The sequence below is a fragment of the Arenimonas sp. genome (assembly GCF_047602345.1).
In the GTDB taxonomy this organism is placed as follows: Bacteria; Pseudomonadota; Gammaproteobacteria; order Xanthomonadales; family Xanthomonadaceae; genus Arenimonas.
The window spans coordinates 1270901-1296736 of the sequence record NZ_JASGHN010000006.1 but is presented as its reverse complement, the minus strand read 5'-3'; the positions used below and the strand labels follow the sequence as shown (position 1 = coordinate 1296736).

The 25836-nt window shown below is 64.2% G+C and carries 18 protein-coding genes and 2 rRNA genes; 12 read left to right on the top strand and 8 right to left on the bottom strand.

Annotated elements, in window-relative coordinates:
* Nucleotides 1–2827: ribosomal RNA gene (locus QM707_RS10545) — 23S ribosomal RNA — on the top strand; the annotation flags it as partial.
* A gap of 170 nt (nucleotides 2828–2997) precedes the next feature.
* Nucleotides 2998–3110: ribosomal RNA gene (gene rrf, locus QM707_RS10540) — 5S ribosomal RNA — on the top strand.
* Between the two features lie 367 nt (nucleotides 3111–3477).
* Here the strand turns inward: rrf and QM707_RS10535 are convergent.
* Nucleotides 3478–4416: a carbohydrate kinase family protein gene (locus QM707_RS10535; RefSeq protein WP_415001804.1), complete on the bottom strand. Its 939-nt coding sequence runs from the start codon at nucleotides 4414–4416 to the stop codon at nucleotides 3478–3480.
* A gap of 175 nt (nucleotides 4417–4591) precedes the next feature.
* Here QM707_RS10535 and QM707_RS10530 point away from each other — a divergent pair, with 175 nt between their 5' ends.
* The 8 genes from QM707_RS10530 to QM707_RS10495 all read left to right on the top strand — a co-directional run bounded on the left by QM707_RS10530 (nucleotide 4592) and on the right by QM707_RS10495 (nucleotide 13627).
* Nucleotides 4592–5629: a rod shape-determining protein gene (locus QM707_RS10530; RefSeq protein ID WP_415001803.1), complete on the top strand. Its 1038-nt coding sequence runs from the start codon at nucleotides 4592–4594 to the stop codon at nucleotides 5627–5629.
* A gap of 109 nt (nucleotides 5630–5738) precedes the next feature.
* Entirely contained in the window at nucleotides 5739–6680 is a 942-nt protein-coding gene (mreC, locus tag QM707_RS10525) for a rod shape-determining protein MreC (RefSeq protein WP_415001802.1), read from the top strand.
* Nucleotides 6677–7156 (top strand): rod shape-determining protein MreD, encoded by a 480-nt coding sequence (gene mreD / locus QM707_RS10520; RefSeq protein WP_415001801.1) that lies wholly within the window; start codon nucleotides 6677–6679, stop codon nucleotides 7154–7156. Before mreC ends, mreD begins: the two co-directional genes overlap by 4 nt.
* Before the next feature lie 9 nt (nucleotides 7157–7165).
* A complete protein-coding gene (gene mrdA, locus QM707_RS10515) occupies nucleotides 7166–9091 on the top strand; it encodes a penicillin-binding protein 2 (RefSeq protein WP_415001800.1) in 1926 nt (641 codons plus the stop codon).
* A complete protein-coding gene (gene rodA / locus QM707_RS10510; RefSeq protein WP_415001799.1) occupies nucleotides 9088–10185 on the top strand; it encodes a rod shape-determining protein RodA in 1098 nt (365 codons plus the stop codon). Before mrdA ends, rodA begins: the two co-directional genes overlap by 4 nt.
* Before the next feature lie 67 nt (nucleotides 10186–10252).
* Nucleotides 10253–11359, top strand: coding sequence for a lytic murein transglycosylase B (gene mltB, locus QM707_RS10505; protein WP_415001798.1), 1107 nt, complete (start codon nucleotides 10253–10255; stop codon nucleotides 11357–11359).
* Entirely contained in the window at nucleotides 11359–12345 is a 987-nt protein-coding gene (locus tag QM707_RS10500) for a septal ring lytic transglycosylase RlpA family protein (RefSeq protein WP_415001797.1), read from the top strand. The genes mltB and QM707_RS10500 overlap by 1 nt, the downstream gene beginning before the upstream one ends.
* Nucleotides 12346–12403: 58 nt before the next feature.
* Nucleotides 12404–13627 (top strand): D-alanyl-D-alanine carboxypeptidase family protein, encoded by a 1224-nt coding sequence (locus tag QM707_RS10495; protein ID WP_415001796.1) that lies wholly within the window; start codon nucleotides 12404–12406, stop codon nucleotides 13625–13627.
* Between the two features lie 69 nt (nucleotides 13628–13696).
* Here QM707_RS10495 and QM707_RS10490 read toward each other — a convergent pair whose 3' ends face one another.
* The 7 genes from QM707_RS10490 to QM707_RS10460 form a co-directional block, all read right to left on the bottom strand.
* Nucleotides 13697–14752, bottom strand: coding sequence for an NADP-dependent oxidoreductase (locus QM707_RS10490; protein WP_415001795.1), 1056 nt, complete (start codon nucleotides 14750–14752; stop codon nucleotides 13697–13699).
* Between the two features lie 25 nt (nucleotides 14753–14777).
* Nucleotides 14778–16211, bottom strand: a complete 1434-nt coding sequence (locus tag QM707_RS10485) for a DUF1501 domain-containing protein (protein ID WP_415001794.1) — start codon at nucleotides 16209–16211, stop codon at nucleotides 14778–14780.
* An 8-nt stretch (nucleotides 16212–16219) separates the two neighbouring features.
* Nucleotides 16220–17923, bottom strand: coding sequence for a DUF1800 domain-containing protein (locus QM707_RS10480; protein ID WP_415001793.1), 1704 nt, complete (start codon nucleotides 17921–17923; stop codon nucleotides 16220–16222).
* 163 nt (nucleotides 17924–18086) lie between these two features.
* Nucleotides 18087–19202: a hypothetical protein gene (locus QM707_RS10475; RefSeq protein ID WP_415001792.1), complete on the bottom strand. Its 1116-nt coding sequence runs from the start codon at nucleotides 19200–19202 to the stop codon at nucleotides 18087–18089.
* Between the two features lie 150 nt (nucleotides 19203–19352).
* Nucleotides 19353–21527, bottom strand: coding sequence for a putative bifunctional diguanylate cyclase/phosphodiesterase (locus QM707_RS10470; protein WP_415001791.1), 2175 nt, complete (start codon nucleotides 21525–21527; stop codon nucleotides 19353–19355).
* Nucleotides 21528–21548: 21 nt separating this feature from the next.
* A complete protein-coding gene (locus QM707_RS10465) occupies nucleotides 21549–22340 on the bottom strand; it encodes a substrate-binding periplasmic protein (RefSeq protein ID WP_415001790.1) in 792 nt (263 codons plus the stop codon).
* Between the two features lie 126 nt (nucleotides 22341–22466).
* Nucleotides 22467–24674, bottom strand: coding sequence for a M3 family metallopeptidase (locus QM707_RS10460; RefSeq protein WP_415001838.1), 2208 nt, complete (start codon nucleotides 24672–24674; stop codon nucleotides 22467–22469).
* Between the two features lie 212 nt (nucleotides 24675–24886).
* Here QM707_RS10460 and QM707_RS10455 point away from each other — a divergent pair, with 212 nt between their 5' ends.
* Both QM707_RS10455 and lipB read left to right on the top strand, forming a co-directional pair.
* Nucleotides 24887–25159 (top strand): DUF493 family protein, encoded by a 273-nt coding sequence (locus QM707_RS10455; RefSeq protein ID WP_415001789.1) that lies wholly within the window; start codon nucleotides 24887–24889, stop codon nucleotides 25157–25159.
* Nucleotides 25147–25830: a lipoyl(octanoyl) transferase LipB gene (lipB, locus tag QM707_RS10450; RefSeq protein WP_415001788.1), complete on the top strand. Its 684-nt coding sequence runs from the start codon at nucleotides 25147–25149 to the stop codon at nucleotides 25828–25830. Before QM707_RS10455 ends, lipB begins: the two co-directional genes overlap by 13 nt.
* Nucleotides 25831–25836: the final 6 nt, after the last annotated feature.

Below are 25836 nucleotides of genomic sequence, written 5' to 3'. Positions count from 1 at the left end.
GAAGGACGTGGCAGCCTGCGAAAAGCTCCGGGGAGTCGGCAACAGACATTGATCCGGAGATGTCCGAATGGGGAAACCCACCTCGCCGAGAGGTATCCCGTACTGAATACATAGGTGCGGGAGGCGAACGCGGTGAACTGAAATATCTAAGTAACCGTAAGAAAAGAAATCAACCGAGATTCCCCCAGTAGTGACGAGCGAACGGGGAGCAGCCCTTAAGTCATTGTGGTTTTAGCAAAGCGGTCTGGAAAGGCCGGCCATAGACGGTGATAGCCCGGTATGCGAAAGGGCCACGATGATGAAAATGAGTAAGGCCGGGCACGAGAAACCCTGTCTAACATGGGAGGACCATCTTCCAAGGCTAAATACTCCTGACCGACCGATAGTGAACCAGTACCGTGAGGGAAAGGCGAAAAGAACCGCGGAGAGCGGAGTGAAATAGACCCTGAAACCGTGTGCGTACAAGCAGTGGGAGCCGCAAGGGTGACTGCGTACCTTTTGTATAATGGGTCAGCGACTTATTGTCTGTGGCGAGCTTAACCGTCTAGGGGAGGCGAAGGGAAACCGAGTCTGAATAGGGCGAATAGTCGCAGGCAATAGACCCGAAACCGGGTGATCTAGCCATGCCCAGGGTGAAGGTGCGGTAACACGCACTGGAGGCCCGAACCCACTCCTGTTGCAAAAGTAGGGGATGAGGTGTGGCTAGGAGTGAAAAGCTAATCGAACCCGGAGATAGCTGGTTCTCCTCGAAAGCTATTTAGGTAGCGCCTTATGTGAATCCTCTCGGGGGTAGAGCACTGTTATGGCTAGCGGGGCATTGCGCCTTAGCAAACCATTGCAAACTCCGAATACCGAGACGGAATGCATAGGAGACACACGGCGGGTGCTAACGTCCGTCGTGAAAAGGGAAACAACCCAGACCTACAGCTAAGGTCCCCAAATCATGGCTCAGTGGAAAACGATGTGGGAAGGCATAGACAGCCAGGAGGTTGGCTTAGAAGCAGCCATCCTTTAAAGAAAGCGTAATAGCTAACTGGTCGAGTCGGCCTGCGCGGAAGATTTAACGGGGCTAAGCCATGTACCGAAGCTTAGGGTGCATACACGTTGTGTATGCGCGGTAGAGGAGCGTTCCGTAAGCCTGCGAAGGTGGATTGAGAAGTCTGCTGGAGGTATCGGAAGTGCGAATGCTGACATGAGTAACGATAATGCGGGTGAAAAGCCCGCACGCCGAAAGCCCAAGGTTTCCTTGCGCAACGTTAATCGACGCAGGGTGAGTCGGCCCTAAGGCGAGACCGAAAGGTGTAGTCGATGGGAAGCTGGTTAATATTCCAGCACCTCGCGTGACTGCGATGGGGGGACGGAGAAGGTTAGGTGTACCGGCTGTTGGTTGCCGGGGAAAGGCGGTAGGCATGAGGCGTAGGCAAATCCGCGTCTCTTTATGCCGAGCACCGAGACGAGCCCTATCGGGCGAAGTCACTGATACCACGCTTCCAGGAAAAGCCTCTAAGCTTCAGGTCACGCAGACCGTACCGAAAACCGACACAGGTGGGCAGGATGAGAATTCTCAGGCGCTTGAGAGAACTTGGGTGAAGGAACTAGGCAACATGGCACCGTAACTTCGGGAGAAGGTGCGCCGATCTTGGTGGCAACGTGCGTTGCTCGGCTGAGATCGGCCTCAGAAACCAGGCCGCTGCGACTGTTTATCAAAAACACAGCACTCTGCAAACACGAAAGTGGACGTATAGGGTGTGACGCCTGCCCGGTGCTGGAAGGTTAATTGATGGGGTTAGCCGCAAGGCGAAGCTCTTGATCGAAGCCCCAGTAAACGGCGGCCGTAACTATAACGGTCCTAAGGTAGCGAAATTCCTTGTCGGGTAAGTTCCGACCTGCACGAATGGCGTAACGACAGCGGCGCTGTCTCCACCCAAGGCTCAGTGAAATTGAAATCGCTGTGAAGATGCAGCGTTCCCGCGGCAAGACGGAAAGACCCCGTGAACCTTTACTATAGCTTTACATTGAACGTTGAGTTCGTCTGTGTAGGATAGGTGGGAGCCTATGAAGCGTTGGCGCTAGCTGGCGTGGAGGCAACCTTGAAATACCACCCTGATGTGCTTGACGTTCTAACCTGGGTCCGTAATCCGGATCGGGGACCATGTATGGTGGGTAGTTTGACTGGGGCGGTCTCCTCCCAAAGAGTAACGGAGGAGCACGAAGGTACGCTCAGCGCGGTCGGACATCGCGCACTGTGTGCAATGGCATAAGCGTGCTTGACTGCAAGAGCGACGGCTCAAGCAGGTACGAAAGTAGGTCATAGTGATCCGGTGGTTCTGTATGGAAGGGCCATCGCTCAACGGATAAAAGGTACTCCGGGGATAACAGGCTGATACCGCCCAAGAGTTCATATCGACGGCGGTGTTTGGCACCTCGATGTCGGCTCATCACATCCTGGGGCTGTAGTCGGTCCCAAGGGTATGGCTGTTCGCCATTTAAAGTGGTACGCGAGCTGGGTTCAGAACGTCGTGAGACAGTTCGGTCCCTATCTGTCGTGGGCGTTGGAGATTTGAGAGGGGCTGCTCCTAGTACGAGAGGACCGGAGTGGACGAACCTCTGGTGTTCCGGTTGTCGTGCCAACGGCACAGCCGGGTAGCTATGTTCGGAAGCGATAACCGCTGAAAGCATCTAAGCGGGAAGCGCGCCTCAAGATGAGATCTCCCGGGACACAAGTCCCCTAAAGGAACGATCAAGACTAGGTCGTTGATAGGCGCGGTGTGTAAGCAGGGCAACCTGTTGAGCTAACGCGTACTAATGATCCGTGTGGCTTGACCATATAACCTCAAGTTGCCTTACCTCGACGTCACGTCGATGACAAACGAAACAATCGCTCGCTACTGACCCAATCCAATTTGCTGATGCGATACAATCGCATCAACACCAAACGTGAGAGCGTGCGCGACTCGATCAATGCACCGATCGGAACCGCGACCCTCCAACCGTCTCCCTGGTGACCATAGCGTTGTGGAACCACCCGATCCCATCCCGAACTCGGAAGTGAAACGCAACCGCGCCGATGGTAGTGTGCACAAGCATGCAAGAGTAGGTCATCGCCAGGGGCTTTTTTAAAGACAAACCCACCTCGAAAGAGGTGGGTTTTGTCTTTAAAGGCTTCGGCTTTTGCTGTTGTTGCGTAGGCGCCGTAGTCGCATTACGTGCACCGCAAGCAAACCCTTGTCGCTCAACGACAAGCTGCCTCGCAGACATGGGTCATCGCCAGGGGCTTTATCCAAAACGCCAGTCGAGCCATCGGCTGGCGTCTTGCTTTGGCGCGTAGCGCGTCGGCCACAGGTCGGGACAGGCGCGTCATCCCAAACACCCGCCTTGAACCCAGCGCGTGCGCCTCTTTGCCGACATCAAAAGCCCGCGCTTGCGCCGGCTGCTTCGCTCGGAAGCCCCCACCCTGGACCGCGATCGGTGGTGGGCCTATCGCAGCGCGTATCCGAACTGCTGCCGGAACTGTTCCGCGAACTCGTCGTAGCTGAAGCGCTGGTTCTGCGGGCCCAAGTGTTCGATCTTCAGCGCCCCCATCAGCGAGGCGATCCGGCCGGTCGTAGCCATGTCCATGCCATTCATCCAGCCGAAGATCAGGCCGGCGCGATAGGCATCGCCGCAACCGGTCGGGTCGACCACGCGCATCGCCGTCGCCGCCGGAATCTGCAGCATGCCCTTGCGCGTGTGCACCTCGGAACCCTTCGGCCCGCGGGTGATCAGGTAAGCCTGCACACGCTCGGAAATCTGCTTTTCGCTCAGGCCGGTGCGTTCCTGCAGCAGGCTCGACTCGTAATCGTTGACGGTGACGTAGGTGGCCTGTTCGATCATCTGCGTCAGTTCCTTGCCGTTGTACAAGGGCATGGCCTGGCCGGGGTCGAAGATGAAGGGAATGCCGGCGCCGGCGAACTCTTCGGAGTTCTGCAACATGGCCTCGTAGCCGTCCGGGCCGACGATGCCGAACGCGACGTCCTTCACGTCCTTCACGTGGTTCTCGTACGACCGCATCATCGCGCCGGGATGGAAGGCGGTGATCTGGTTGTCGTCGAGATCGGTCGTGATGAAGGCCTGAGCGGTGTAAAGGTCGGCGATTTCCTTGACGTGGTCGAGCGGGATGCCGATCGCCTGGAAATGTTCGCGGTAGGGGCCGAAATCCTGGCCGACCGTGGCCATCGGCATCGGATTGCCGCCCAGCAGCTTGAGGTTATAGGCGATGTTGCCGGCGCAGCCGCCGAATTCCCGGCGCATGCGGGGCACCAGGAAGGAGACATTGAGGATGTGCACCTTGTCCGGGAGGATGTGGTTCTTGAACTGGTCGGGGAACACCATGATGGTGTCGTAGGCCAGGGAGCCGCAGATCAGGGCGGAAGGCATCGTGGATCCTCGGAATGGGGTACGGCGATTGCTGCACGAAACGTGAATGGTAGCGCAAAGCGGGCGAGGGGCAGTGCGCACCAGCACTGGAAATCGGCGATATTCCTTGCCCATGGGAGGGGGCGTTGATACCCTAGTCAACCTCCCGAAACCCCCTATTTTCAAGGCTTCCCTGATGTTCAAGAAGCTCCGCGGCCTGTTCTCGAACGATCTGTCGATCGACCTCGGTACTGCTAATACCCTCATCTACGTCCGCGGCCAGGGCATCGTCCTCAACGAACCCTCCGTCGTGGCCGTTCGGCACAACAACGGCATCCGTGAAGTCGCCGCCGTCGGCGCCGAAGCCAAGCGCATGCTCGGCCGTACGCCCGGCAACATCACCACGCACCGGCCGATGAAGGACGGCGTGATCGCCGATTTCACCCATACCGAGGAAATGCTCAAGCAGTTCATCCGCAAGGTGCATACCTCGCGTTTCCTGCGCCCGAGCCCGCGCGTGCTGATCTGCGTGCCCTGCGGTTCGACCCAGGTCGAGCGCCGCGCGATCAAGGAATCGGCCGAAGAGGCCGGCGCCCGCGAGGTCTACCTCATCGAGGAGCCGATGGCGGCGGCCATCGGCGCCGGCATCCCGGTCGATGAAGCCCGCGGCTCGATGGTCATCGACATCGGCGGCGGTACCTCCGAGGTCGCGGTGATCTCGCTCAACGGCATCGTCTATTCGCAGTCGGTGCGCATCGGCGGCGACCGCTTCGACGAAGCGATCATCAACTACGTGCGCCGCAGCCATGGCACGCTGATCGGCGAAACCACGGCCGAACGCATCAAGCTCGAGATCGGCAACGCGTTCCCGCAGTCCGGCGTGCGCGAGATGGAAGTCTCCGGCCGCAACCTCGCCGAGGGCGTGCCGCGCATGATCGCCATCAACACGACCGAAGTGCTCGAGGCCTTGCACGAGCCGCTCGCCGGCATCGTCAGCGCGGTCAAGCATGCGTTGGAGCAGACTCCCCCCGAACTCTGCGCCGACGTCGCCGAACGCGGCATCGTGTTGACCGGTGGTGGCGCGCTGTTGCGCGACCTCGACAAGCTGATCTCGGAGGAGACCGGCTTGCACGTGCATGTCGCGGACGACCCGCTGACCTGCGTGGCGCGCGGCGGCGGTCGTGCGCTCGAGTTGATCGACATGCACGGCCACGGATTCTTCTCCGCGGAGTAAAGCGATGATGCCGGAAGGAACCAGGAGGGTTTCTTTCCGGCAGGCGACACACGGCAATTCCCCCCTATCGCCGGGAAGCAGTTCCCGGCCTCATGCCGAGTCCTAGCGCGTGGCCTATCCCGCCTCGTCCGCCTCCCGCAACAGCGACAACGTCCTGTCGACGCTGCCCTTGCTGGCCTACGTCGCGCTCGCCATCGGCCTGATGGTTTTCGACCATCGCAGCGGTTACGGTGCGATGGTCCGGCAACGCCTCTCCGTGCTCGGCGAACCCTTCCGATGGGTGGCGGCCGCGCCGGCGCGATTGTTCTCCTCGTCCCGGGACAACTTGGCGTCGCGCGATCGCCTGCAGGCCGAGAACACGAAGATGCGCAACGATCTGGCGCTTGCCTCGGCGCGGCTCAATCGCCTCGACGCGGTGTCGGCGGAGAACCTGCGTCTGCGGCAGATGCTGGGCGGTTTGCGCGGATACCGATTGAAGATGAAGCTGGTCGGCATCCTCGACGTCGACCTCGATCCCTATCGGCAGCGCATCGTGCTCGATGCCGGCAGTCGCGATGGCGTCGAAGTCGGGCAGGCGTTGATCGATTCCGGCGGCGTGCTCGGGCAGGTGATAGAAGTCAGCGGGCATCGCGCGGTCGCCCTGTTGCTGACCGATCCCGATCACGCCATTCCGGTGCAAGTGGCGCGCTCGGGCCTGAGGACGACCGCCTTCGGCAACGGTCAACGCGATCGGCTGAGCTTGCCCAGCATTCCGCAAAGCGCCGACGTCAAACCGGGCGATGTGTTGGTGACGTCGGGCATCGGCGGGCGCTTCCCGGCCGGTTTCCCCGTCGGCGTCATCACGGCGCTGCATCCCGACAGCACGAGCCTGTTCGTCATCGCCGATGCGCGACCTGCCGCGCATCTCGATCGCGGCATGGAGGTGCTGCTGGTGAGCAACCTGCCGATGGACCTGGATGTCGGTCCACCCGCGCCCAGGCGTCCGCCGACCGAGGCGGAGACGCCGGCGACGGATGCCGAGGCATCGCCGGCACAGGGAGGTGCGCGATGATCCGTGCGCCTTCGCGCTGGTTGTTGTTCGGTACCCTGTTGTTCGCGATCGTGTTCGCCCTGATCCCGATGCCGGTTTCCTTCTCGGCCATGCGGCCTTACCTGCTCGGCATTTTCTTTGCCTACTGGATACTGGAGTCGCCGGCGTTGCTCGGATTGGGATCGGCCTTCCTGATCGGATTGCTCGCCGACCTTGCGCTGGCGACGCCGCTGGGCGAGCAGGCGATGCGACTGGTGGTGATGGTCTATCTCGTACAACGCTTCCGGGCGCGACTGCGCTTCTTCCCGCTCTGGCAACAGGCCATCGCTGTCGGGTTGCTGCTGTTCAACGATCGCGTGATCGCAACGGTGCTGCATCTGGCCATGGGCCTGCCGCTGCCGCCTTGGGGTGCGTGGCTGTCGCCCGTCGTCGGCATGTTCCTCTGGCCGTGGATCTTCATGCTGCTCGACCTGGCGCGACTGCGCGCCCGCAACTGAGTTCCCGCGATGCTGCCGGCGAGCCGTCGAAAACCGATGAAGAACCCGGCCGCCGAGGCCGACCAGTTCCAGCGGCGCGCCGCTGTCGGTTTCCTCGGTATCGCTGCGGTGATGTTCGGTCTTTGCCTCGGCTATTTCCGATTGCAGGTCTGGCAGCACGAGGAATACAAGACACGCTCCGAAGCCAATCGCATCAAGCTGCGTCCGGTCGTACCGGCGCGAGGTTTGATCTACGACCGCAATGGGCGCTTGCTCGCGGACAATATCCCGGCCTACCGGCTGGAAATCGTTCCCGATCAGGTGGACGACGTCGATGCGACGGTGCAGTTGCTGGCGCGCCGCGTGAGCCTGAGCAAGGAGGACCTCGAACAGTTCAGGCTCGCTCGGCGCGCGACACGGGGGTTCCGGCCGCTGACGCTGAAGTTGCGCTTGAGCGAGGAGGAGCGCGCCCGCCTGGCGGTGGATCGCCATTTGTTTCCCGGCGTCGATGTCGTGCCCTACCTGACCCGGCGCTACCCGCTGGAGAGCGCTCTGGCGCATGTGATCGGCTATGTCGGCCGGGTCGACGCACAGGACCTTGAGCGACTCGGCGACAGCAAGTACTCGGCGCTCACCCATGTTGGGAAATCCGGCATCGAACGCTACTACGAAGATTCGCTGCGTGGCGAAATCGGATACGAGCAGGTCGAGCAGAACGTCGAAGGCCGCAGCCTGGGCGTGGTGGGCCGGGTTCCGGCGAAACCGGCTCCGGACCTGCAACTGAGCATCGATGCCGATCTGCAGCGCGCGGCGGAAAGCGCGTTCGGCGACATGGACGGGTCGGCGGTGGCGGTGGATCCGCGAACCGGCGAAGTACTGGCGATGGTGAGCTTGCCGAGTTTCGATGCCAACCTTTTCGTCAACGGCATTTCGCACAAGGACTATCGCACCCTGACCGAAAACCCGTCGCGTCCGCTGTTCGATCGCAACCTGCACGGCGGCGGCCCACCGGGGTCGACGGTGAAACCTTTCGTCGGGCTCGCCGGCCTCGAGTCGGGCATGCGCACGCCCGAGGACAAGATACTGTCCACGGGCGAGTTCCATCTGCCGGGCGTCGCGCGGGGATTCCGCGATTCGCACGCTGGCGGCCACGGTTGGGTAGACCTGCGCGAGTCGATCGCGCAATCGGTCAACACCTACTACTACAAGCTCGCCATCGACATGGGCATCGGCAAGTTCGACGAATACATGTCGCGATACGGCTTCGGCAAGCCCACCGGCATCGATCTGCGCGGCGAGAGTTCGGGCGTGCTGCCTTCGCCGGAATGGAAGTTGAAGCGCTTCAAGCAACCCTGGTATCCGGGCGAAACGGTGAACTCGGGCATCGGCCAGGGCTACTGGGTGGTGACGCCGCTGCAGCTGGCGGAAGCGACGGCATCGATCGCCAATGGCGGTCTGCGCCGGCCGCTGCACTTGGCCAAGGCCCGGCGACACGGATTCAACGAAGCCTGGACGCCCTTGCCCATGCCGGCGTCGCAGCGCATCGCCGCCAACGGCCCGAACATGAAGGCGGTACAGGAGGGCATGGTCGGAACGATCTATGGCTCGCACGGCACCGCCCGCGCCATCGGCGTCGGCGCGCCTTACCTGATCGCCGGCAAGACCGGCACGGCGCAACGCGTCAGCCGCAAGGGCAATGTCAGCGTCAATCCGCATCAGTTGCCTCTGCACCTTCGCCACCGCGCTCTGTTCATCGGTTATGCGCCGGCCGACAATCCCACCATCGCCGTCGCAGTCGTCGTCGAACACGGCGGATTCGGCTCCAGCACCGCTGCACCGATCGCTCGCAAGATCATGGACGCCTGGCTGTTGCCGAAGATCGCGACTTCCCCCGCGCTGATTCCGCAGTCGGCGCCAGCGCCCGCCGCGCCGACTGCGCCGGAGACCGTCCGATGATCGGCTGGTTGCGCGATTGGTTGCTCGACTTCGTCGACAAGGTCGATTGGCCGCTGTTGTTCGCGTTGGTTGGGGTCATGGTGGCGAGCCTGGTGGTGCAGTCCAGCGCGGGTGGCGGCGAGACCCGCGTCGTCGTCGCGCAGGCCGCGCGTTTCGGCGCCGGCATTTTCGCCATGCTGATGATTTCGCGCATTCCGCCTTCGCGCCTGCGCCGCTGGACGCCGCTGGTCTTCGTTCTCACGCTGGCCTTGCTGCCGATGGTGTTCGCTTTCGGCTCCGGGCGCAGCGCGCGACTGTGGATCAACCTGGGCCTCTTCTATCTGCAGCCGGGCGAACTGTTGAAGCTCAGCGTGCCGATGATGGTCGCCTGGTACCTGCATCGCAGCATCCTGCCGCCGCGTTGGGGCACCTTGGCGGTGTGCGCCATGATCATCGGCATTCCCGTCGGGCTGATCATCCTGCAGCCCGATCTCGGTACCGGCATGCTCGTTGCCGCGTCCGGCGCGTTCACCGTCTTCCTCGCCGGCATCGCCTGGTGGCGCATCGGATTGTTCGCAGGCCTCGGCCTGGGTTCGTTGCCGGTCGCCTGGTTGTTCCTGATGGACTACCAGAAGAACCGCATCCTGACTTTCCTGAATCCGGAATCCGATCCGCTCGGTACCGGTTGGAACATCATCCAATCGAAGATCGCGATCGGTTCCGGCGGATGGTTCGGCAAGGGCTGGGGACAGGGCAGCCAGGCGCACCTGGATTTCCTGCCGGAGCACACGACCGATTTCGCTTTTTCGGTGTTGGCCGAAGAATGGGGATGGGTCGGCGTGACCGTACTGTTCGCGCTCTACCTGTTCATCGTCGGCCGCAGCCTGTGGATCGCCGCCAATGCGCGTGATGGTTATTCGCGCCTGCTGGCCGGTGCCCTGGCGATGACGTTCTCCGTCTACGTGATCGTCAACGGGGCGATGATCGCCGGCCTCTTGCCCGTGGTCGGCGTGCCGATGCCCTTGCTCAGCTATGGCGGCACATCGGCCGTTTCGCTGCTCGCCGGCTTCGGCATGGTGATGTCGGTGCATGCGCATCGCAAGCTGATGTCGTGACGCGGGCGCTCCGCCAGTGCCTCGAACCGCCGTGCTACATTGTTCCCGCCCCAAGCACAGGATCGCCATGCGCTCCCGACTGATTCCGTTCTCCCTTTGCTTCGCCACCGCGTTGGCGGCCTGTTCCACCCCGGTCAAACCGGCGACGCCGCAGGCGACGAACAACACCGTTCCGATGCGCGTCCCGGCGCCATCGCCGGCGCAGGGCACGACGGTCGCTGCGCCCGTGGTGATTCCGGCGGTCGAAGCACCGATTCCTGTACTCGCGGCCGATCGTCGCGCCGTGTTCGTCGCCGAGACCGCGAAGGCCTATGGCCTGGACCCGAAAGAGATAGAGGCCGGGCTCGCGCAGGCGATCTACAAGCAGAGCATCATCAACGCCATCACGCGACCGGCGGAAGGCAAGCCGTGGAAGGACTATCGGCCGATCTTCCTGACCGAGGCTCGCATTCGCGGTGGCCGCAAGTTCCTCGCCGAACATCGCGAGGAATTGATGAAGGTGCAGGCCGACACCGGCGTGCCGGCCGAGATGATCGTCGCGATCATCGGCGTCGAGACCCAGTACGGCGGCAACACCGGAAGCTACCGCGTGCTCGACGCGCTCTATACGCTGGGTTTCTTCTATCCCAAGCGCGAGGAATTCTTCCGCAGCGAGCTCGGCCATTTCTTCGCGTTGACCAAGCAGGAACGTCTGGATATCGGCGCGTTGAAAGGCAGTTACGCCGGCGCCATGGGCTGGGGCCAGTTCATGCCGTCCAGCTATCGCAACTACGCGAAGGACGGCGACGGCGACGGGCGCCGCGACCTGTTCAATTCGCCGCGCGACATCTTCGCGTCGATCGCCAACTATTTCATCGGTTATGGCTGGCGCAAAGGCGAACCGGTCGCCGTGCCGGCCAAAGCCGATCCGGGCGCGGCGCCGTGGGTGCCGGAGAACTACGAAGCGAAATACGCATTGGATGAAATCGCGGCGCGCGGTTATCGCCCGGTCGACAACGCGGCTCCTGCCTTGCCGGCGACGCTGCTGAATTACGAGGGCCCGACCGGTCCGGAGTACTGGATCGGTTACCAGAACTTCTACGTCATCACGCGTTACAACCGTTCGCCGATGTATGCGTTGGCGGTTTACCAGTTGTCGCGCGAAATCGCCGCGGACCCTGTCGCTTCGCCCTGATGCGCTTTGTCGTGGCGCTGCTGCTGTGCGCGGGCCTGGCGGCTTGCGGTCATGCGCCGAAGCGGACGGGGCCGGCGCCGGTCTCGTCTGCGCCCGCAATCCGACCCGCGCCGTCGACATCGAAAGCGATCGGCGCGAACGAAGAGCGCGCCGCGATCAATCATTGCCTGCCGACGCGCCAGCATGACGAGCGCGATTACACAGCGGGCGGCCTGTACGCGCCGGGCGTGGCGGATGCCGGGCCGGCAGGCGAAGTCGATATCAGCGGCGTGGCGGAACCGGTGCCGCGCGACGAACCCAAGTCGCGTTATGGCAATCGTTCGCCCTACACCGTGTTGGGCAAGAACTACTACGTGCGCGAATCGGCCAGGGGATATTCCGAGCGCGGCGTGGCCTCCTGGTATGGCGCCAAGTTCAACGGCCGTAGTACGTCGAGCGGCGAGATCTACGACATGTGCGCATTCACCGCCGCGCACAAGACGCTGCCCTTGCCGAGTTTCGTGCGCGTCACCAATCTTGACAATGGGCGCAGCCTCATCGTTCGCGTGAACGATCGCGGCCCTTTCCACGCCGGTCGCGTGATCGACCTGAGTTATGCCGCCGCCGTCCGCCTGGGCGTCGATCGCACCGGCACCGCGCGGGTCGAACTGCGTGCGATCACCGGCGACGGCGAGACCGAGGCGCCGGCAACGGCTTCGACATCGCTCACCAACGCGTCCGCGCGAGCCGCGGTCCGGCAAGACGCCGGCGATGCGGAACGACGTTGGTTGCAGCTCGGCAGTTTCGCCGAGAAGGACAATGCGCAGCGACTGGTCGATCGCCTGGACGATGCCGGCATCGAGGACGCCGACATCGATCGGGCCGAGGTGGGCGGTCGCGATGTCTGGCGCGTGCGCATCGGTCCGCTGAGCCTGTCGGAAATCGAGTCCCTGGCGGAAAGAATCCGCCAGCTGGGCCTGCCCAGCCCGCGAGTATTCAGCGAATAGGCACTACAATCCGCTTCTGTTTTCGGGCGGCGCGCCGTCCTTCCCTCTGGAGTTCCGCATGCGTTTCCCCCGACTGATGTTCGCCGCGTTCGCCACCGCCGCCATGACGGCCGCGATCGCGCAAGTCCCTGTTCCCCAACCCGGTACTCCTGCCGCGCCCGCCGCCGTGCCGGTGCCGCCGGCGCCCGTGCCGGTGGGCGCCAAGGCCTGGTTGCTGATGGACTACGGCACCGGCCAGGTACTCGCCGGCGAGAACTACGACGAACGACGCGAACCGGCCAGCATCACCAAGGTGATGACCGCCTATGTCGCCGCGGCCGAGATGAAGGCGGGCAAGATCAAGCCCGACGATCTCGTGACCATCAGCGAGCGCGCCTGGCGCGAGGGTGGCGCCGGCACGGATGGCAGCTTCAGCGGCTTCGAGCTCAACAGCCGCGTCAAGCTCAGCGAACTCGAAAAGGGCATGGCCGTGCAATCGGGCAACGATGCCGCGATCGCCATCGCCGAACATGTCGCCGGCAGCCAGGAGGCTTTCGCCGCGCTGATGAACAGCTACGCGCAGCGCATCGGCATGAAGAACAGCCACTTCGTCAATGCGCATGGTCTCAGCGCCGAAGGGCACTACACCACCGCCTACGACCTGGCCCTGCTCGGCCGCGCCCTGATCCGCGATTTCCCGCAGACCTATGCCTACAACAGCATCAAGGAAATGACGGTCGGCAGCATCCCGCAGCACAACCGCAACACCCTGTTGTGGCGCGAGGGCAGCGGCATCGACGGCATCAAGACCGGGCACACGAGCAATGCCGGCTACTGCCTGCTGGCTTCGGCCAAGCGCGGCGAGCAGCGTTTCGTGTCGATCGTGATGGGGATCGACAGCAAGTCGCAGTCCGAAGGTTTCCGTCTGCGCGAAACCGGCAACCTCAATCTGCTCGAATGGGGCTTCCGCTTCTTCGAGTCCCACCAGCTGTACGCCGGCGGCGCCAAGATCGCCACGCAGAAGGTCTGGAAGGGTTCGGAGGAAACGGTGAATCTCGGTCTCGCCCAGCCCTTGCAGATCGCCGTGCCGCGCGGCCGCTACAACGAGCTGAAGCCGGCGATGGACGTGCCCAAGACCCTGATCGCGCCAATCAAGAAGGGCCAGGCCATCGGCAAGGTGCGCGTGAGCCTGGACGGCAAGGTATTGGCGGAGCGCCCGCTCGTCGCGCTCGATGCCGTCGAAGAAGCGGGTTTCTTCGGCAGGCTCTGGGACGAATTCTGGATGTGGTGGGAGTCGGACTGATCCTGGACGTTTCGCGCAACACGCAACGGGCCGGCGCAAGCCGGCCCGTTGCTTTCCTTCCCTGGAATCTCAGGCGAGAGCGACGCGCAGTACGACTTTTCCGCGCGCCCGTCCCTGTTGCAGGTACTCGCAGGCGGCCACCAGTTGTTCGAATTCGAACACGCGATCGATCAGCGGGCGTATCTCGCCGGACTCGATCAGGGGTACCAGCGCCTCGAGCCGCGGTCCGTCCGATTCGGTAAGGAAACGGAAGTAGCGCACCTGCTTGTTCTTCGCTGCGGCATGGACCTCGCGCGCCATCGCCTGCATGCCCCAGCGCACGAGGAAGTTCGGCGCCTTCGCCGCCATTTCCCGATCCGGCGGGCCGGCCACGCTGACCAGCACGCCGCCGCGTTTGATAACATTGAACGAGCCCAGCGTGTGTTCGCCGCCGAGCGTATCGAACACCATGTCGTAGCGATCCAGGCGATGGCGATAATCTTCGCGGTCGTAGGCGATGACCTCCTGCGCGCCGAGAGAAAAGGCCAGCGCGCGGTTGCGTTCGCTGCACGTGGTATGCACCGTCAATCCCAGGTGGCGCGCGTACTGCAGGGCGAAGCTGCCCAAGCCGCCGACGCCGGCATGGACCAGGATGCTCTGGCCGGGCTGGGCATGGGCACGATCTTCCAGTGCCTGCATCGTGGTCAATGCGACCAGTGGCAAGGAAGCGGCCTGGCTCGCGTCGAGGTTGCGCGGCGCGTGCGCGACGAAGGCCTGCGGTTGCATCGTGATTTCCGCGAAGGCGCCGAGGGTGTCGCGACTGCCGCGCACGAAGACGCGGTCGCCAGGTGAGAAACGCGTCGCGCCGGGGCCGCACGCGATCACCGTGCCGGCGGCGTCGAAGCCCGGCGTCGCCGGAAAACGCAGTTTCTGCAATCGGCGCAACTGGCCCGCCAGCAGTTTGTAGTCGATCGGGTTCAGCGCGGCCGCTTCGACCCGGATGGCGACCTCGGCGCCGACAGGCGCGCGATACGCCAGCTCGCCCAGTTGCAGCGCTTCGGCGGCGCTGCCGTAGCGCGTCGCCTGCCAGGCACGATAAGTGTCCAGCTTGGCGGCTTGCACCGCCGGTTCCCTGGAGTCGGCCATATGTATTCCCCTTGCGGCAGGCATATCAGCTCATGAAACCGAGGTCGGGGTGGGCGAAACGTCCCAGGTTCGGAACCACCAGAGGCAGGTCGCTGGACGCGACGCCGAACCATTTCGCCAGCGTGCCGGCGTACTCGTCCACCGAGGTGGAGGGCAACAACTGTCCCTGTTGTTCGACCGTATCGGGCCCGGTGATCGACAGATTCGGGAATCGTCCGTACAGGTCGCCGCCGCGCACCGCGCCGCCCATGACGAAATGGTGCGAACCCCAGCCGTGGTCGGAGCCGGTGCCGTTGCTCTTGAGCGTTCGTCCGAAGTCCGACCCGGTGAAGGTGGTGACGCTGTTCTGTACTCCCATGCGCTCCGTCGCCTGGTAGAACGCGGCGAAGTTGTCGGCGATGACGCGCAAACGATCGGCATGGTCGTCGAGGCTGTCGTGGTTGTCGAAGCCGCCGAGGCCGATGAAATAAACCTGTCGGCGGTGGCCGAACTGCGCGCGCACGTCGATCATGCGCGCGACCATGTGCATCTGTTCCTGGACGCGCATGTAGTCCTCCACCAGGCCGGGATTCAGATCGGCCGGCACGCTGCCGAACAGGTCGGAGAAATCGCGCGCGCCCGCCAATGCGGTCTGCATCAGCTCCTGCGCCGCCAGCGTACGATTGAAAATGGCCGATGCCTGACGCTGCAGCATGTTGGCGCGTGCGATCTGGTTGAGCTGCACGGCGGCATCGCGTCGGCGGTTGTCCCAGAACGACCAGAACTCCGAGGCGCCGGTCTCCGAGTTGACCGGGTAGGGCAAGGCATAGTCGCCGACCTGCCAGACATTGTTGCCCGAGAGCGAAACGCACATCGATACGGCACTGGCGTTGTTGGCGGCGGCGAGCAGGTCGGCCATGCGTCCGCCCCAACCGGTGCGGGCCGAGTAGCTGGGAACGCCCAGTTGCCAGAACCGCTGGTGATCGGAGTGCGAGAACAACTGCGGCGGCAGTTCAATCGTTCGGTTCTCGTATTGGCTGCGCGTCGTCGGATAGGACAACACGCCGACGTTGGGAACGACCGCGACCTTGCCGCCGTCGTACAGGGACTTGAGTTTCGACATTTCCTTGGGCAGGCCGATCTGGCGACCGTCGTTGAGCGAAGGCGCGATCAGGGGCAACAGGTCGTTGCGCAGGCGCGTGATGCCGAGCGGACGCGACAGCGAGCCTTCGCGGCCCAACACATAGTTGTCGTAGCCGGCCTGGTCGTAAGGGATCAGCGTATTGCCGTTGTCGTTGCCGCCGAACAGGAAAAAGCATACGAGGGCGCGGTAGTCGGTCGGTATCGCGCTGCCCACCGCACTGGCGGCCGCGAAAGATTGCAGGCTGACGCCGAAGTTGCCGAGCGCGCCCAATCCGGCGACGCTGGCGGCAGACAAGAGGAAGCGACGGCGGGAACGAAGCAGGGGGGGCTTGTTCATGTCTGGCCTCATCTCTGGATCTTGTAGTCGGGAGCGATCTCGAACAGCATCAATGCCATCTTCACCCGCTCCCTGCGCTCATTCGCCGGGACGCGATTGACCGCGTCGATGATGATCGTGCGCGCCTGCGGCGACAGCGTCTTGTAGGTCAGCAGCAGATCGAACTTGTCGACCAGGGTGGTGGCGTTGCCGGCCAGCGCCTCGAACGGCGCGTAGTTGTGGCGGTAGCCGGTGATGCCGTCGAACTCGGTCTGTACCCAGTACTCCATGAAGTTGTAGCCATCGACTTCGGTGGCTTCGTGCAGGATCTGGAACTCCGGACCGACCACGCCGTTCTGCGTCATTTCGCCCGGCGCCGAATAGAAGGGGCTGTAGAAGTTGAACACGCTCGGAGAGCTTTGCGGACGCTGCGCGAAAGCCTCCTGCATCCACCAGGGGTTGTAGTTGAAGCGACTGGCGCTGGGCGGAACGGTGAACAGGCGGAAGTATTGCGCCAGCATCACCACCGGCTCGCGCAGTTTGCCGTCCGCAGGGCCTTGCGCGAGGTTGATGTCGCGGGCTTCGGCATCGAGCAGGATCGCCTTCAGCACGGCCTTCATGTCGCCGCGCACGCCGCGGCCGTTGTTGTTGAAGACGGCGGTGACTCTTGCGATGTACTGCGGCGAAGGATTGCTCTTGACCAGCCGCTGGATTAGCTGGCGACCGATGAAGGGCCCCACGTTGGGATGATTGGCCAGCGTATCGAGCGCGGCTTTCAAGTCCGACTTGGCCGTACCGCCCGCCGGGATCACTTTGCCGCCGAGGATGCGTTTTTCCGTCTTGGAATGGTAGGCCTCCAGCGGCGTCATCGGTTTGGTGACGTCGTCGTACTCCATGTAGTAGCCGGCACGCGCGGCGTCGAAGCAGTACCAGTATTCGGTCGTCGGATTGCAACCGTTGTAGCTCCATCCGGTCAGCACCTTGGCCAGGCCGCGGATGTCTTCCTGCGTATAGGTCGGAATCGGGCGACCGGCGCTATCGAGCACCCGACTGCCATCGGGGTTGAGCTGCCAGAGGCCGATGCTGAAAAGCTGCATCACCTCGCGCGCGTAGTTCTCGTCCGGCAGCCGGCCGGTCGCCGGGTCCTCCTTGAGATTCCCGATATGCGACAGCCATAGCCCCATCGCCGGCGACAGGGTGACGCCCTCGAGCAACTGGCGATACGTGCCGAAGGCATTGCTGCCGAGCATGTCGTAGTAGGCGGAGTTGCGGATGCTGTCCACATCGCCGACGACGAAGATCTGACTGAGGGCCCAGGTCGTGCGTTGGCGCAACTGGTCCGGTCCGGTGATGGCCTGTTTCCAGAACGACTCGATCGCATACTGGTTGGTGAAATCGTCGACGTCGATGCCCTGGTCCTTCAGCCAGAGCACATGCGAATAGTGCGAGCTTCGCGGCATCGCGAACTGGTTGTTGAGCCAGCTGTCGTAGGTGGTCGCCGTAAGCGAGGTGATCTCCGCTTCGGTGGGTCCGAAGCTGGCTTGCGACAGGAAGCGGGAGGCCTGTTCTGGCGTGGGTTTGCCGCCGGGCGTCGGCGTGGGAGGCCGCGGTCGCAAGGCCTCGGCGCCCGCGACCGATTCTTCGGCGCCTCGCTCCGTTGCGGTGCAGCCAGCCAGACACGTGACCAGTAGCGCCGACAGAAAAGCGGCTCGATGCAAACCGAAGGCATGCATGGGGGCTCCTTCACGGCGCCCGCTCGGGGGAGCGGGCTGGCGCTGGACGGGGGGAGGAAGCTACGCCGTGCCGTGCGTCACTAATATGCCCCTATGGCGGGCGGAATGTGTGACGACCATCACAATTGCGGCGCGTTACCGCGACGCAGACGATTTCGGACGCTCAGGGCGCGGGCTTGCCGGCGCTTTGGCCATCCGCTGCTTCGCCGCTGGCGGAAGTTTGCGCGCGATCGAACTCGGCCAGCGGGCTCTCGGCGGGGCAGGTGCGATCCGGGAAACCGAAGTCCTTGCGCAGGTCCAGGCCGCAATCGTTCAAGCCCCCGAGCTGGTCTTGCGAACCCCGGCAACGGCGGTCGAAGGCGAGCACGAAGGCATCGCGACGATTGACGAAATCCTCGCCGCATTTGCGCATCAGGCGCAGTCGGTCGAGATCGTCCTGGGCCGGATTGGCGCCATCGAGTCCATAACGCTTGAGCTCGTCGGCGGTCAGCAGGCGCAGGCTGCGATTGGGTACGGCCATCATCAGGTCGGCCACCGCCACGGCGGCGCCGTTGCGTTCGAGATAGGCGCGCACGCGATCGTAAACGACGCGCAACTCGGCATTGAGCTCGGCACGCGTGCTGGCGGTGGAGCTCATGCGAATGATGCGGTGGATGCCGACGCGCCCGGCGATGCGACGGGTGTCGCCGGCGCTGAGGATGAACACGCAGGCGCTGTGGCACTGCGAACCTTCGCGCACCCAGATCGTCCAGCGCGACTCGGCGATGAAGTCGCCGGCGCGGATGGCGTCTTCCACCTGGCCGCCGGTCGAATCGATGTCGAGCACGCGCTTGTCGATGTCCAGCTCGTCCGCCAGGCGCGTGACGCGTTCGATCAGCGCGGTGAAATCGGCGCCGATGTGGCCGTGGTAACGAAGGCGCAGCACGCCGGGCTCGCGACAGGTCTGCAAGGCGGCGGTCAGGGCCTTGCGATCGAGCGAAGCCAGCGGCGCGCCGTCGCCCTTGGTCTCATAGTCCAGCTCGCAGCTGAGCCAGGCCTGATCTTCCTCCGGCAGCGTCATCGGCGACCAGTCGATACGCGCGTTCTGGCGCGAAACCGCGGCGTAGGGGGCGCTCCCGTTCCTGACCGGCGCGGTGCTGATGGCGCCGCCTTCGAGCGTGTCCGATTCGACGATCTGGGTCGGCGTCTTCTTCTTGGGCGGCGGCGGTGGCTCGGGCTGGCAAGCGGTCAGCGCCAGCACGGCGAGCAGGGCAGGAGCGAAATGGCGAAGGCGGATCATCGGCGAGGGCGGCAGGACGACAACGAAGGCGCGACCGGCGGTCGCGCGATTCTTGCAGCATACCGGCTTGCCGCCATCCCTGCGCTCGCGACCACCCCGGAGGTTGCACGATGTTCAGTCGCTGCGCGCGTCCCTGCGCTCGCGTTGCGCCTAGCCTGCCGAAGACGAAGCCGCGGGATCGCCGCCGATCGCGCCGGAACCCTTCGCCGTGCGCTGCAGGTACAGGTGCCGGAAGGATTCCGGATCGACAGGGCGTCCTAACAGATAACCCTGGAACAGATCGCAGCCGAGCCCGCGCAGGAACTGCGCCTGCGCGTCGGTCTCCACGCCCTCGGCGACGACGACGAGGCCGAAGCGGCGACCGATGGCGATGATGGCTTCGACGATGGCGGCGCTGTTGTCTTCCTGCTTGAGGTCGCGGATGAAGCTCTGGTCGATCTTCAAGCCATCCATCGGCAGGCGCTTGAGATAGGCCATCGAGGAGTAGCCGGTGCCGAAATCGTCGATGTAGACGCGCAGCCCATGCTGGCGCAGCGCGTCCATCGTCCTGATGGTCTGCTCCAGATCGCCCAGGACCACGCCTTCGGTGATTTCCAGCGCCAGTTGGCGCGGATCGACGCCATGCCTGCGGCAGGCGCGCAAGATGTTGTCGACGAAGTCCGCACGACCGAACTGGTGCGGACTGATGTTGACCGACACGTAATGCGATACCCGCATCAGGCCGGCATCGGTCCAGGCGCGGATCTGCGCGGCGGCGCGATCGATCACCCAGTCGCCCAATCGGACGATCAGGCCACTTTCTTCGCAAATCGGGATGAACTCGCCCGGCGGAACCATGCCACGGGTCGGATGCTTCCAACGGATCAGCGCTTCGGCACCGCAAAGTGCGGCGTCGCTGTCGAACAGGGGCTGGTATTCGAGGGTGAACGCGGCCTCGGCCAACGCGGCGCGCAGCTCCAGCTCCATTTCATGACGGGCCGCCAGGGTCGCATGCAGATTGGCCTGGAAGAAGCGCACGCTGTTGCGTCCTCCGGTCTTGGCGTGGTGCATGGCGACATCGGCCTGCTTGAGCAGGCTTTCGATCTCGTCGCCGTCGGCAGGGAACAACGCGACGCCGACGCTGGCGGTCAGGTGATGCGTTTGTCCATCGATCTCGATGGGGGCGGCGATCTGCGCGCGGATCTGTTCGGCCGCCGATAGCGCGGCGGCGGCGGCCTGGTCGGCGCTTTCGCTGGTGCTGCAGAGCACGACCACGAACTCGTCGCCGCCCAGGCGCGCCACCAGGTCCACTTCGCGCATGTTCCGGGCCAGGCGACGCGATACTTCGACCAGCAATGCGTCGCTCAGCGAATGGCCGCGGGCATCGTTCAAGGCCTTGAAATGGTCGAGATCGACGTAGAGCAGGGAACCATGCGTATGCGTGCGCGCCGAAACCGAGAGTTCGTGCCGGATGCGGTCGAACAGCAATCGGCGATTGGGCAGGTCGGTGAGCGCGTCGTGCGTGGCGAGGCGTTCGGCGGTGGCTTCGGCCCGCCTTCTTGCGACGATATCGCGTTCGAGTTCGGCATTGCTTTCCGACAGGTCGCGGTAGGCGCGCTCCAGGTTGCGACGCATGCCTTCCAGCGCCGCCACCACCTGGTCCAGTTCGTCGCCGCCATGGCCGCCGCGCCGCCGCAAGTGGAACTCGGAGGCGGGCGCACGTACGTCGTACGTGCCGGCGATCCGCGCCAGTGCGACCAGGTGCCGGGTCACCATGTAGTGCACCAGCAGCAGGACGAACAACGAGATCAGGAAGGTCTCGACCGCCTGCGTGCCGAGGATCCAAAGGGCGCGATCGTACAGGCGCGCAAGCACCGCATCGCGCGACGCTTCGACGCGCAGCACGCCGATGCGTCTTTGCTTCCCGAAGTCCGAATAGACGACCGGCAGCTCCCAGTGCAGCGGGGCGTCGGCGTCGGGCCGGCCGATCGCGATATGGATCGGCGCGTCCGCGGCGCCCGCATCGGTCTCCCGGATGGAAACGGCTTCGATATCGGGCAGGGTGTGGATGCCCTCCAGTTGCCGGCGCAAGAGTTCGCTGTCGACGTCCCACAGGCTGCGGGCGATGCTGTCCAGGCGGCTGCGCCGAAGTTCGTCGATGCGTTGTTCGATCGTCGCGATGTCGCGTCGGTACTCGAGCGCGAGCTGCACCGATGCCAGCAACAGGGTCACCAAGGTGCTGAACAGGACGATGTACAGGAGCAGGCGGCCGGCGATTCCAAGCCGCCAGGGTCGGCCGGACGTGGGCTCGCTGTTCTCGTCGTCGCGGTCGCGTTCGGCGCTCAAGCATTCCTCGTTGGTCAGGACTTACGGTTTCTTCTCCGAGCCGGCGACTCGGCGTCCACCGGTGTAGGCCGATATCCAGCGCTGCATCCTGCCGGCATCGACGGCTTCCTGCAGCACGGGCCGCCATTGCTGCGAACGCCTGGCGAATTCCGGACTGAAGGCGCAGTACACCGGATTCTCCGGCGCCCACAGCGCATCGATGCGGATATCCGCCGGAAGCCCGCCGTTCTCGACAGCGAACAGGGAAGCGAGATCGTCGTTGAGGAAGGCATCGATCCGGCCGCGTTCGAGCTTGGCGATGTTGGAGGCGAACGACGGCGCGTCGGCGCGAAGCACGCGCCTGTCGGCGAAGTAGGGCGCGAGTTCCGGATAGTGGTAGTTGAGCAGCGTCCCGACGCGTTTGCCGTAAAGCGACCGCGGGCCGGTGACAGGCGCCGAATCCGGCGGACTCACGATGACCTGCCGGATATGGAAGAGGATCGGCGACCAGCGCAGACGCTTGGGTTCGCGCACCCAGTCGGGCGCGAGAAAACAGGCCGCGTCCACCCTGCCTTCGCGCAGCCAGGGCTCGACCCGCGCGCGCGGCAGATTGATGTAGACCGGTTTCAGGCCGAGCCGCGCGGAAAGATGATCCATGATGTCGCGGGCGAGCCCGCCGCGCAGGCGCATCTTTTCGTCGTACAGCACGAAGGGTTGGCCGTTGGCGTCGTTCGCCGCGACTCGCAGCACATCCGGCGTTCGCGCCTGCGCCATCGCCGATCCGGCGATCGGAGCGCTGAGCATGGCCAGCAAGGCGGCAAGCAGGGGGCGCATGAAGCTAGCTTGCGCGTAAGCGTCGTTCGGGCGCAATGGGGTCGGACGATGCGCTGCAGCATCGCGACCCCGGAAAAACAAACGGCCGCCCTGCGGCGGCCGTTTGTTGCAACGAGGTTTCGAAACCTATTTCTTCGTGCCGCCGTCCAAACCACGGCGCTTGAGCAGCGGTTCGACGTTCGGATCGCGTCCGGCGAAGTCGCGGAAGAGCTTCATCGCGTCGGCGCTGCCGCCGCGCGAAAGCAGGGTCGCACGGAAGTGGTCGCCGTTCTCGCGCTTCAGGCCGCCGTTCTGCTTGAACCATTCGACGCTGTCGGCGTCGAGCACTTCGCTCCAGATGTAGGCGTAATAGCCGGCGGCGTAGCCGCCCATGATGTGGCTGAAGTAGGGCGTGCGATAGCGCGGCGGCACGGCCGGGAAATCGATGCCGTCCTTGGCCAGCGCCTGCGCTTCGAACGCCATCACGCCGGATGCGCCGGGCACCTGGCTCGCCGGCAACTGGTGCCAGCGCTGATCGAGCATGGCCGCGCCCAGGTATTCGGTGGTCGTGAAGCCCTGGTTGAACTTGGAACTGGCCAGCACTTTGTCCAGAAGTTCCTTCGGCATCGGCGCGCCGGTCTGGTAGTGCTTGGCGTAGTTGGCCAGCACCGACGGCCAATCGGCCCACATCTCGTTGACCTGCGACGGGTATTCGACGAAGTCGCGCGGCACGCTGGTGCCGGTGAAATACGGATACTTCACGTTCGAGAACATGCCGTGCAGGGCATGGCCGAATTCGTGGAACATCGTCGTGACCTCATCCCAGGTCAGCAGCGTCGGCTGGCCGTCGGCGGGCTTCGGGATGTTGAGGTGGTTCGCGACCACCGGCAGGAAGCCGGTCATCGCCGACTGGTCGACGTAGGTGTTCATCCAGGCGCCGCCGCGCTTGGAATCGCGCGCGTACATGTCGGAAATGAAGATCGCCAGCTGCTTGCCGTCGCGGTCGAACACGTCGAACACGCGCACGTCCGGGTGGTACACCGGCAGGTCCTTGCGCTCCTTGAAGCTCAGGCCGTACAGCTGGTTGGCGGCGTAGAAGACGCCGTCCTGCTGCACGTGATCGAGTTCCAGGTAGGGCTTGAGCTGCGATTCGTCGAAGTTGTAGCGTTCCTGGCGCACCTTCTCGGTGTAATAGGCCCAGTCCCAGGGCTGCAGCGCGAAGCTCGGCTGGCCTTTGGCCTTCTGCTCGCGGTCGATCAGCGCCTGGATGTCGGCGGCTTCCTTGCGCGCATTCGCCACGGCCGCCGGCGCGAGCTTGCCGAGCATCGCGTTGACGGCTTCCGGCGTCTTGGCCGTCTGGTTGCCCAGGCCGTAGGCGGCGTAGTTCGGATAACCGAGCATCTTCGCCTCTTCCGCACGCAGGCTCATCACACGTGAAACGATCGCCGTGTTGTCGTAGGCGTTGCCCCGGCTGCCGCGCGCGAGCGAAGCCGCCATGACGCGTTCGCGCAGCGCGCGGTTGTTGAGATGGGGCAGGATCGCGGGGTTGCTGAAGTTGTTGAGTTTCAGCAGGTACTTGCCCTTCATTCCGGCGGCGCGGTCCTGCGCGGCCTGCGCCTTGGCGAGCGCCTTGCGCGTCTGGTCGGTCGAGCCGGCGCGGTCGGCTTCCTGCGCCGCGGCGAGCGCCTTGGCGGCAGCCGCGATCGCATTCTCGGCGGCCTTGGCGGCGGTGGCGATCTGGTCTTCCGACAAGCCATCGAGTTCGGCTTTGTCATCGACGATGACGGCGGAGTCGTTGACCTCGGCCAGCACGTTCTGGCTGAACTGCGTGCCCAGCTCGGCCAATTCGGCATTCATCTGCTTGAGCTTGGCCTGGTCGGCGGCCGACAGCAGCGCGCCCGAGCGGACGAAATTGTCGTAATACTTTTCGACCAGGCGCAGGTCTTCGGCGTCGTAACCGGCCGTCGCGCGTGCGTCGTACAGGGCCTTGATCCGTGCGAACAGCTTCGGGTCGAGACTGATGGCGTCCTGGTGCGCGGCGAACCTGGCCGAGTAGTCGGACTGGATCTTGTCGCGCGCCGGGTTGGTGTCGGTGCCGACGAGATTGAAGAACACCGACAGCGCACGACCCAGCGTGAACCCGGACTTCTCCATCGCGACGATGGTGTTGTCGAAAGTCGGCTTGGCCGGGTTGTCGGCGATGGCCTTCACTTCGGCGAGTTGTTCTTTCATGCCGTAGTCGAAGGCGGGCGCGAAATCGCTGTCCTTGATCTTGTCGAACGCCGGGTAGTGCAGCGGCAGCGTGCTGTCGGCGAAGAACGGATTGCTGGCGGGCAGGGTCGAGGTCGGTGACATGGCGGCGGACTGGGCGAAAACGGGGCCGGAAAAGGCGATGCCGGCGGCGATGAGCAGGACGAGAGGCTTCTTGGACATGATGGTTCCGTTCAGGGTCGGAGGAAGGGCAGGGCCCAACCTTCCGACGCTAACCCCGGGGGCTGGCGCCGGCATGTGCCGAAAGGCGGGACGGGCGGGTTGGGAATCGCCCGCATCGCCCCGATAATGTAGCGATGAAAAAGACCGCCGACGACCAGGGCTTTCAGTTCCCCGGGGTATTCGAAATCAGCGCGATGGGGGCGGCCGACGCCGGCCTGGAAGCCGCCGTGCCGGCCCTGCTGGCCGAAGCCGGCCTGACGGTCGTGGCCGAAACCGTGCGCACTCGTCCTTCGAGCGCTGGCCGCTACATCTCGGTCGCCGTCAGCTTCCGTGCCGAGTCGCGTGAGGACTACGAGGCGGCGCACAACGCGCTGCGCGCGCATCCGGAGATCAAGTGGACGCTCTAGCGTCCGCGCCCTGGACGATCCGCGAGCTTGGGCGCCAGCCGTTCGGGCGCGTCTGGGCCGCGATGGAGGCCTATACCGACCAGCGCGGCGACGCCGGCGACGATGAGCTGTGGCTGGTCGAGCACGATCCGATCTTCACGCTCGGCCAGGCCGGCAAGCCCGAACACGTGCTGGCTGCCGGCGATATCCCGGTCGTGCGCACGAATCGCGGCGGCCAGGTGACCTATCACGGACCGGGGCAGATCGTGGCCTATCCCCTCGTCGATCTGCGGCGACGCGGCCTGGGCGTGCGCGAGTTCGTCAATCGCATCGAGCAGGCCCTGATCGAGACGATGGCGACCTGGAACCTGCGGGCGGAACGACGGGAAGGCGCGCCGGGGGTCTATGTCGGCGGCGAGAAGGTCGGTGCGCTCGGGCTGCGCGTGCGGCATGGCTGCAGTTTCCATGGCCTCGCGTTCAATATCGGCATGGACCTCGAGCCCTTCCATCGCATCAATCCCTGCGGTTACGCCGGCTTGCAGGTGACCTCGCTGCTAGAATTGGGCGGCCCCGGCGATCCCGACCAGGTCAAGCCGGTGCTGGTGGAGGCGCTGTCGCGCCAACTTGGCCTGCATCCCCGCCCTGCGCTTGAATTGCCTGGTCTGCTGGACGCCGTTCCCCTCTCCGCCTGAGCCGCC

What these genes read in the sequence shown, in the direction of transcription:
- QM707_RS10480 (WP_415001793.1), bottom strand. Translation starts at nt 17,923, where the DNA reads ATGCATGCCTTCGGTTTGCATCGAGCCGCTTTTCTGTCGGCGCTACTG.
- mrdA (WP_415001800.1), top strand. Translation starts at nt 7,166, where the DNA reads ATGCTGCCGGCGAGCCGTCGAAAACCGATGAAGAACCCGGCCGCCGAG.
- QM707_RS10535 (WP_415001804.1), bottom strand. Translation starts at nt 4,416, where the DNA reads ATGCCTTCCGCCCTGATCTGCGGCTCCCTGGCCTACGACACCATCATG.
- rodA (WP_415001799.1), top strand. Translation starts at nt 9,088, where the DNA reads ATGATCGGCTGGTTGCGCGATTGGTTGCTCGACTTCGTCGACAAGGTC.
- QM707_RS10495 (WP_415001796.1), top strand. Translation starts at nt 12,404, where the DNA reads ATGCGTTTCCCCCGACTGATGTTCGCCGCGTTCGCCACCGCCGCCATG.
- mltB (WP_415001798.1), top strand. Translation starts at nt 10,253, where the DNA reads ATGCGCTCCCGACTGATTCCGTTCTCCCTTTGCTTCGCCACCGCGTTG.
- QM707_RS10530 (WP_415001803.1), top strand. Translation starts at nt 4,592, where the DNA reads ATGTTCAAGAAGCTCCGCGGCCTGTTCTCGAACGATCTGTCGATCGAC.
- QM707_RS10490 (WP_415001795.1), bottom strand. Translation starts at nt 14,752, where the DNA reads ATGGCCGACTCCAGGGAACCGGCGGTGCAAGCCGCCAAGCTGGACACT.
- QM707_RS10500 (WP_415001797.1), top strand. Translation starts at nt 11,359, where the DNA reads ATGCGCTTTGTCGTGGCGCTGCTGCTGTGCGCGGGCCTGGCGGCTTGC.
- QM707_RS10455 (WP_415001789.1), top strand. Translation starts at nt 24,887, where the DNA reads ATGAAAAAGACCGCCGACGACCAGGGCTTTCAGTTCCCCGGGGTATTC.
- mreD (WP_415001801.1), top strand. Translation starts at nt 6,677, where the DNA reads ATGATCCGTGCGCCTTCGCGCTGGTTGTTGTTCGGTACCCTGTTGTTC.
- QM707_RS10475 (WP_415001792.1), bottom strand. Translation starts at nt 19,202, where the DNA reads ATGATCCGCCTTCGCCATTTCGCTCCTGCCCTGCTCGCCGTGCTGGCG.
- QM707_RS10485 (WP_415001794.1), bottom strand. Translation starts at nt 16,211, where the DNA reads ATGAACAAGCCCCCCCTGCTTCGTTCCCGCCGTCGCTTCCTCTTGTCT.
- QM707_RS10460 (WP_415001838.1), bottom strand. Translation starts at nt 24,674, where the DNA reads ATGTCACCGACCTCGACCCTGCCCGCCAGCAATCCGTTCTTCGCCGAC.
- QM707_RS10465 (WP_415001790.1), bottom strand. Translation starts at nt 22,340, where the DNA reads ATGCGCCCCCTGCTTGCCGCCTTGCTGGCCATGCTCAGCGCTCCGATC.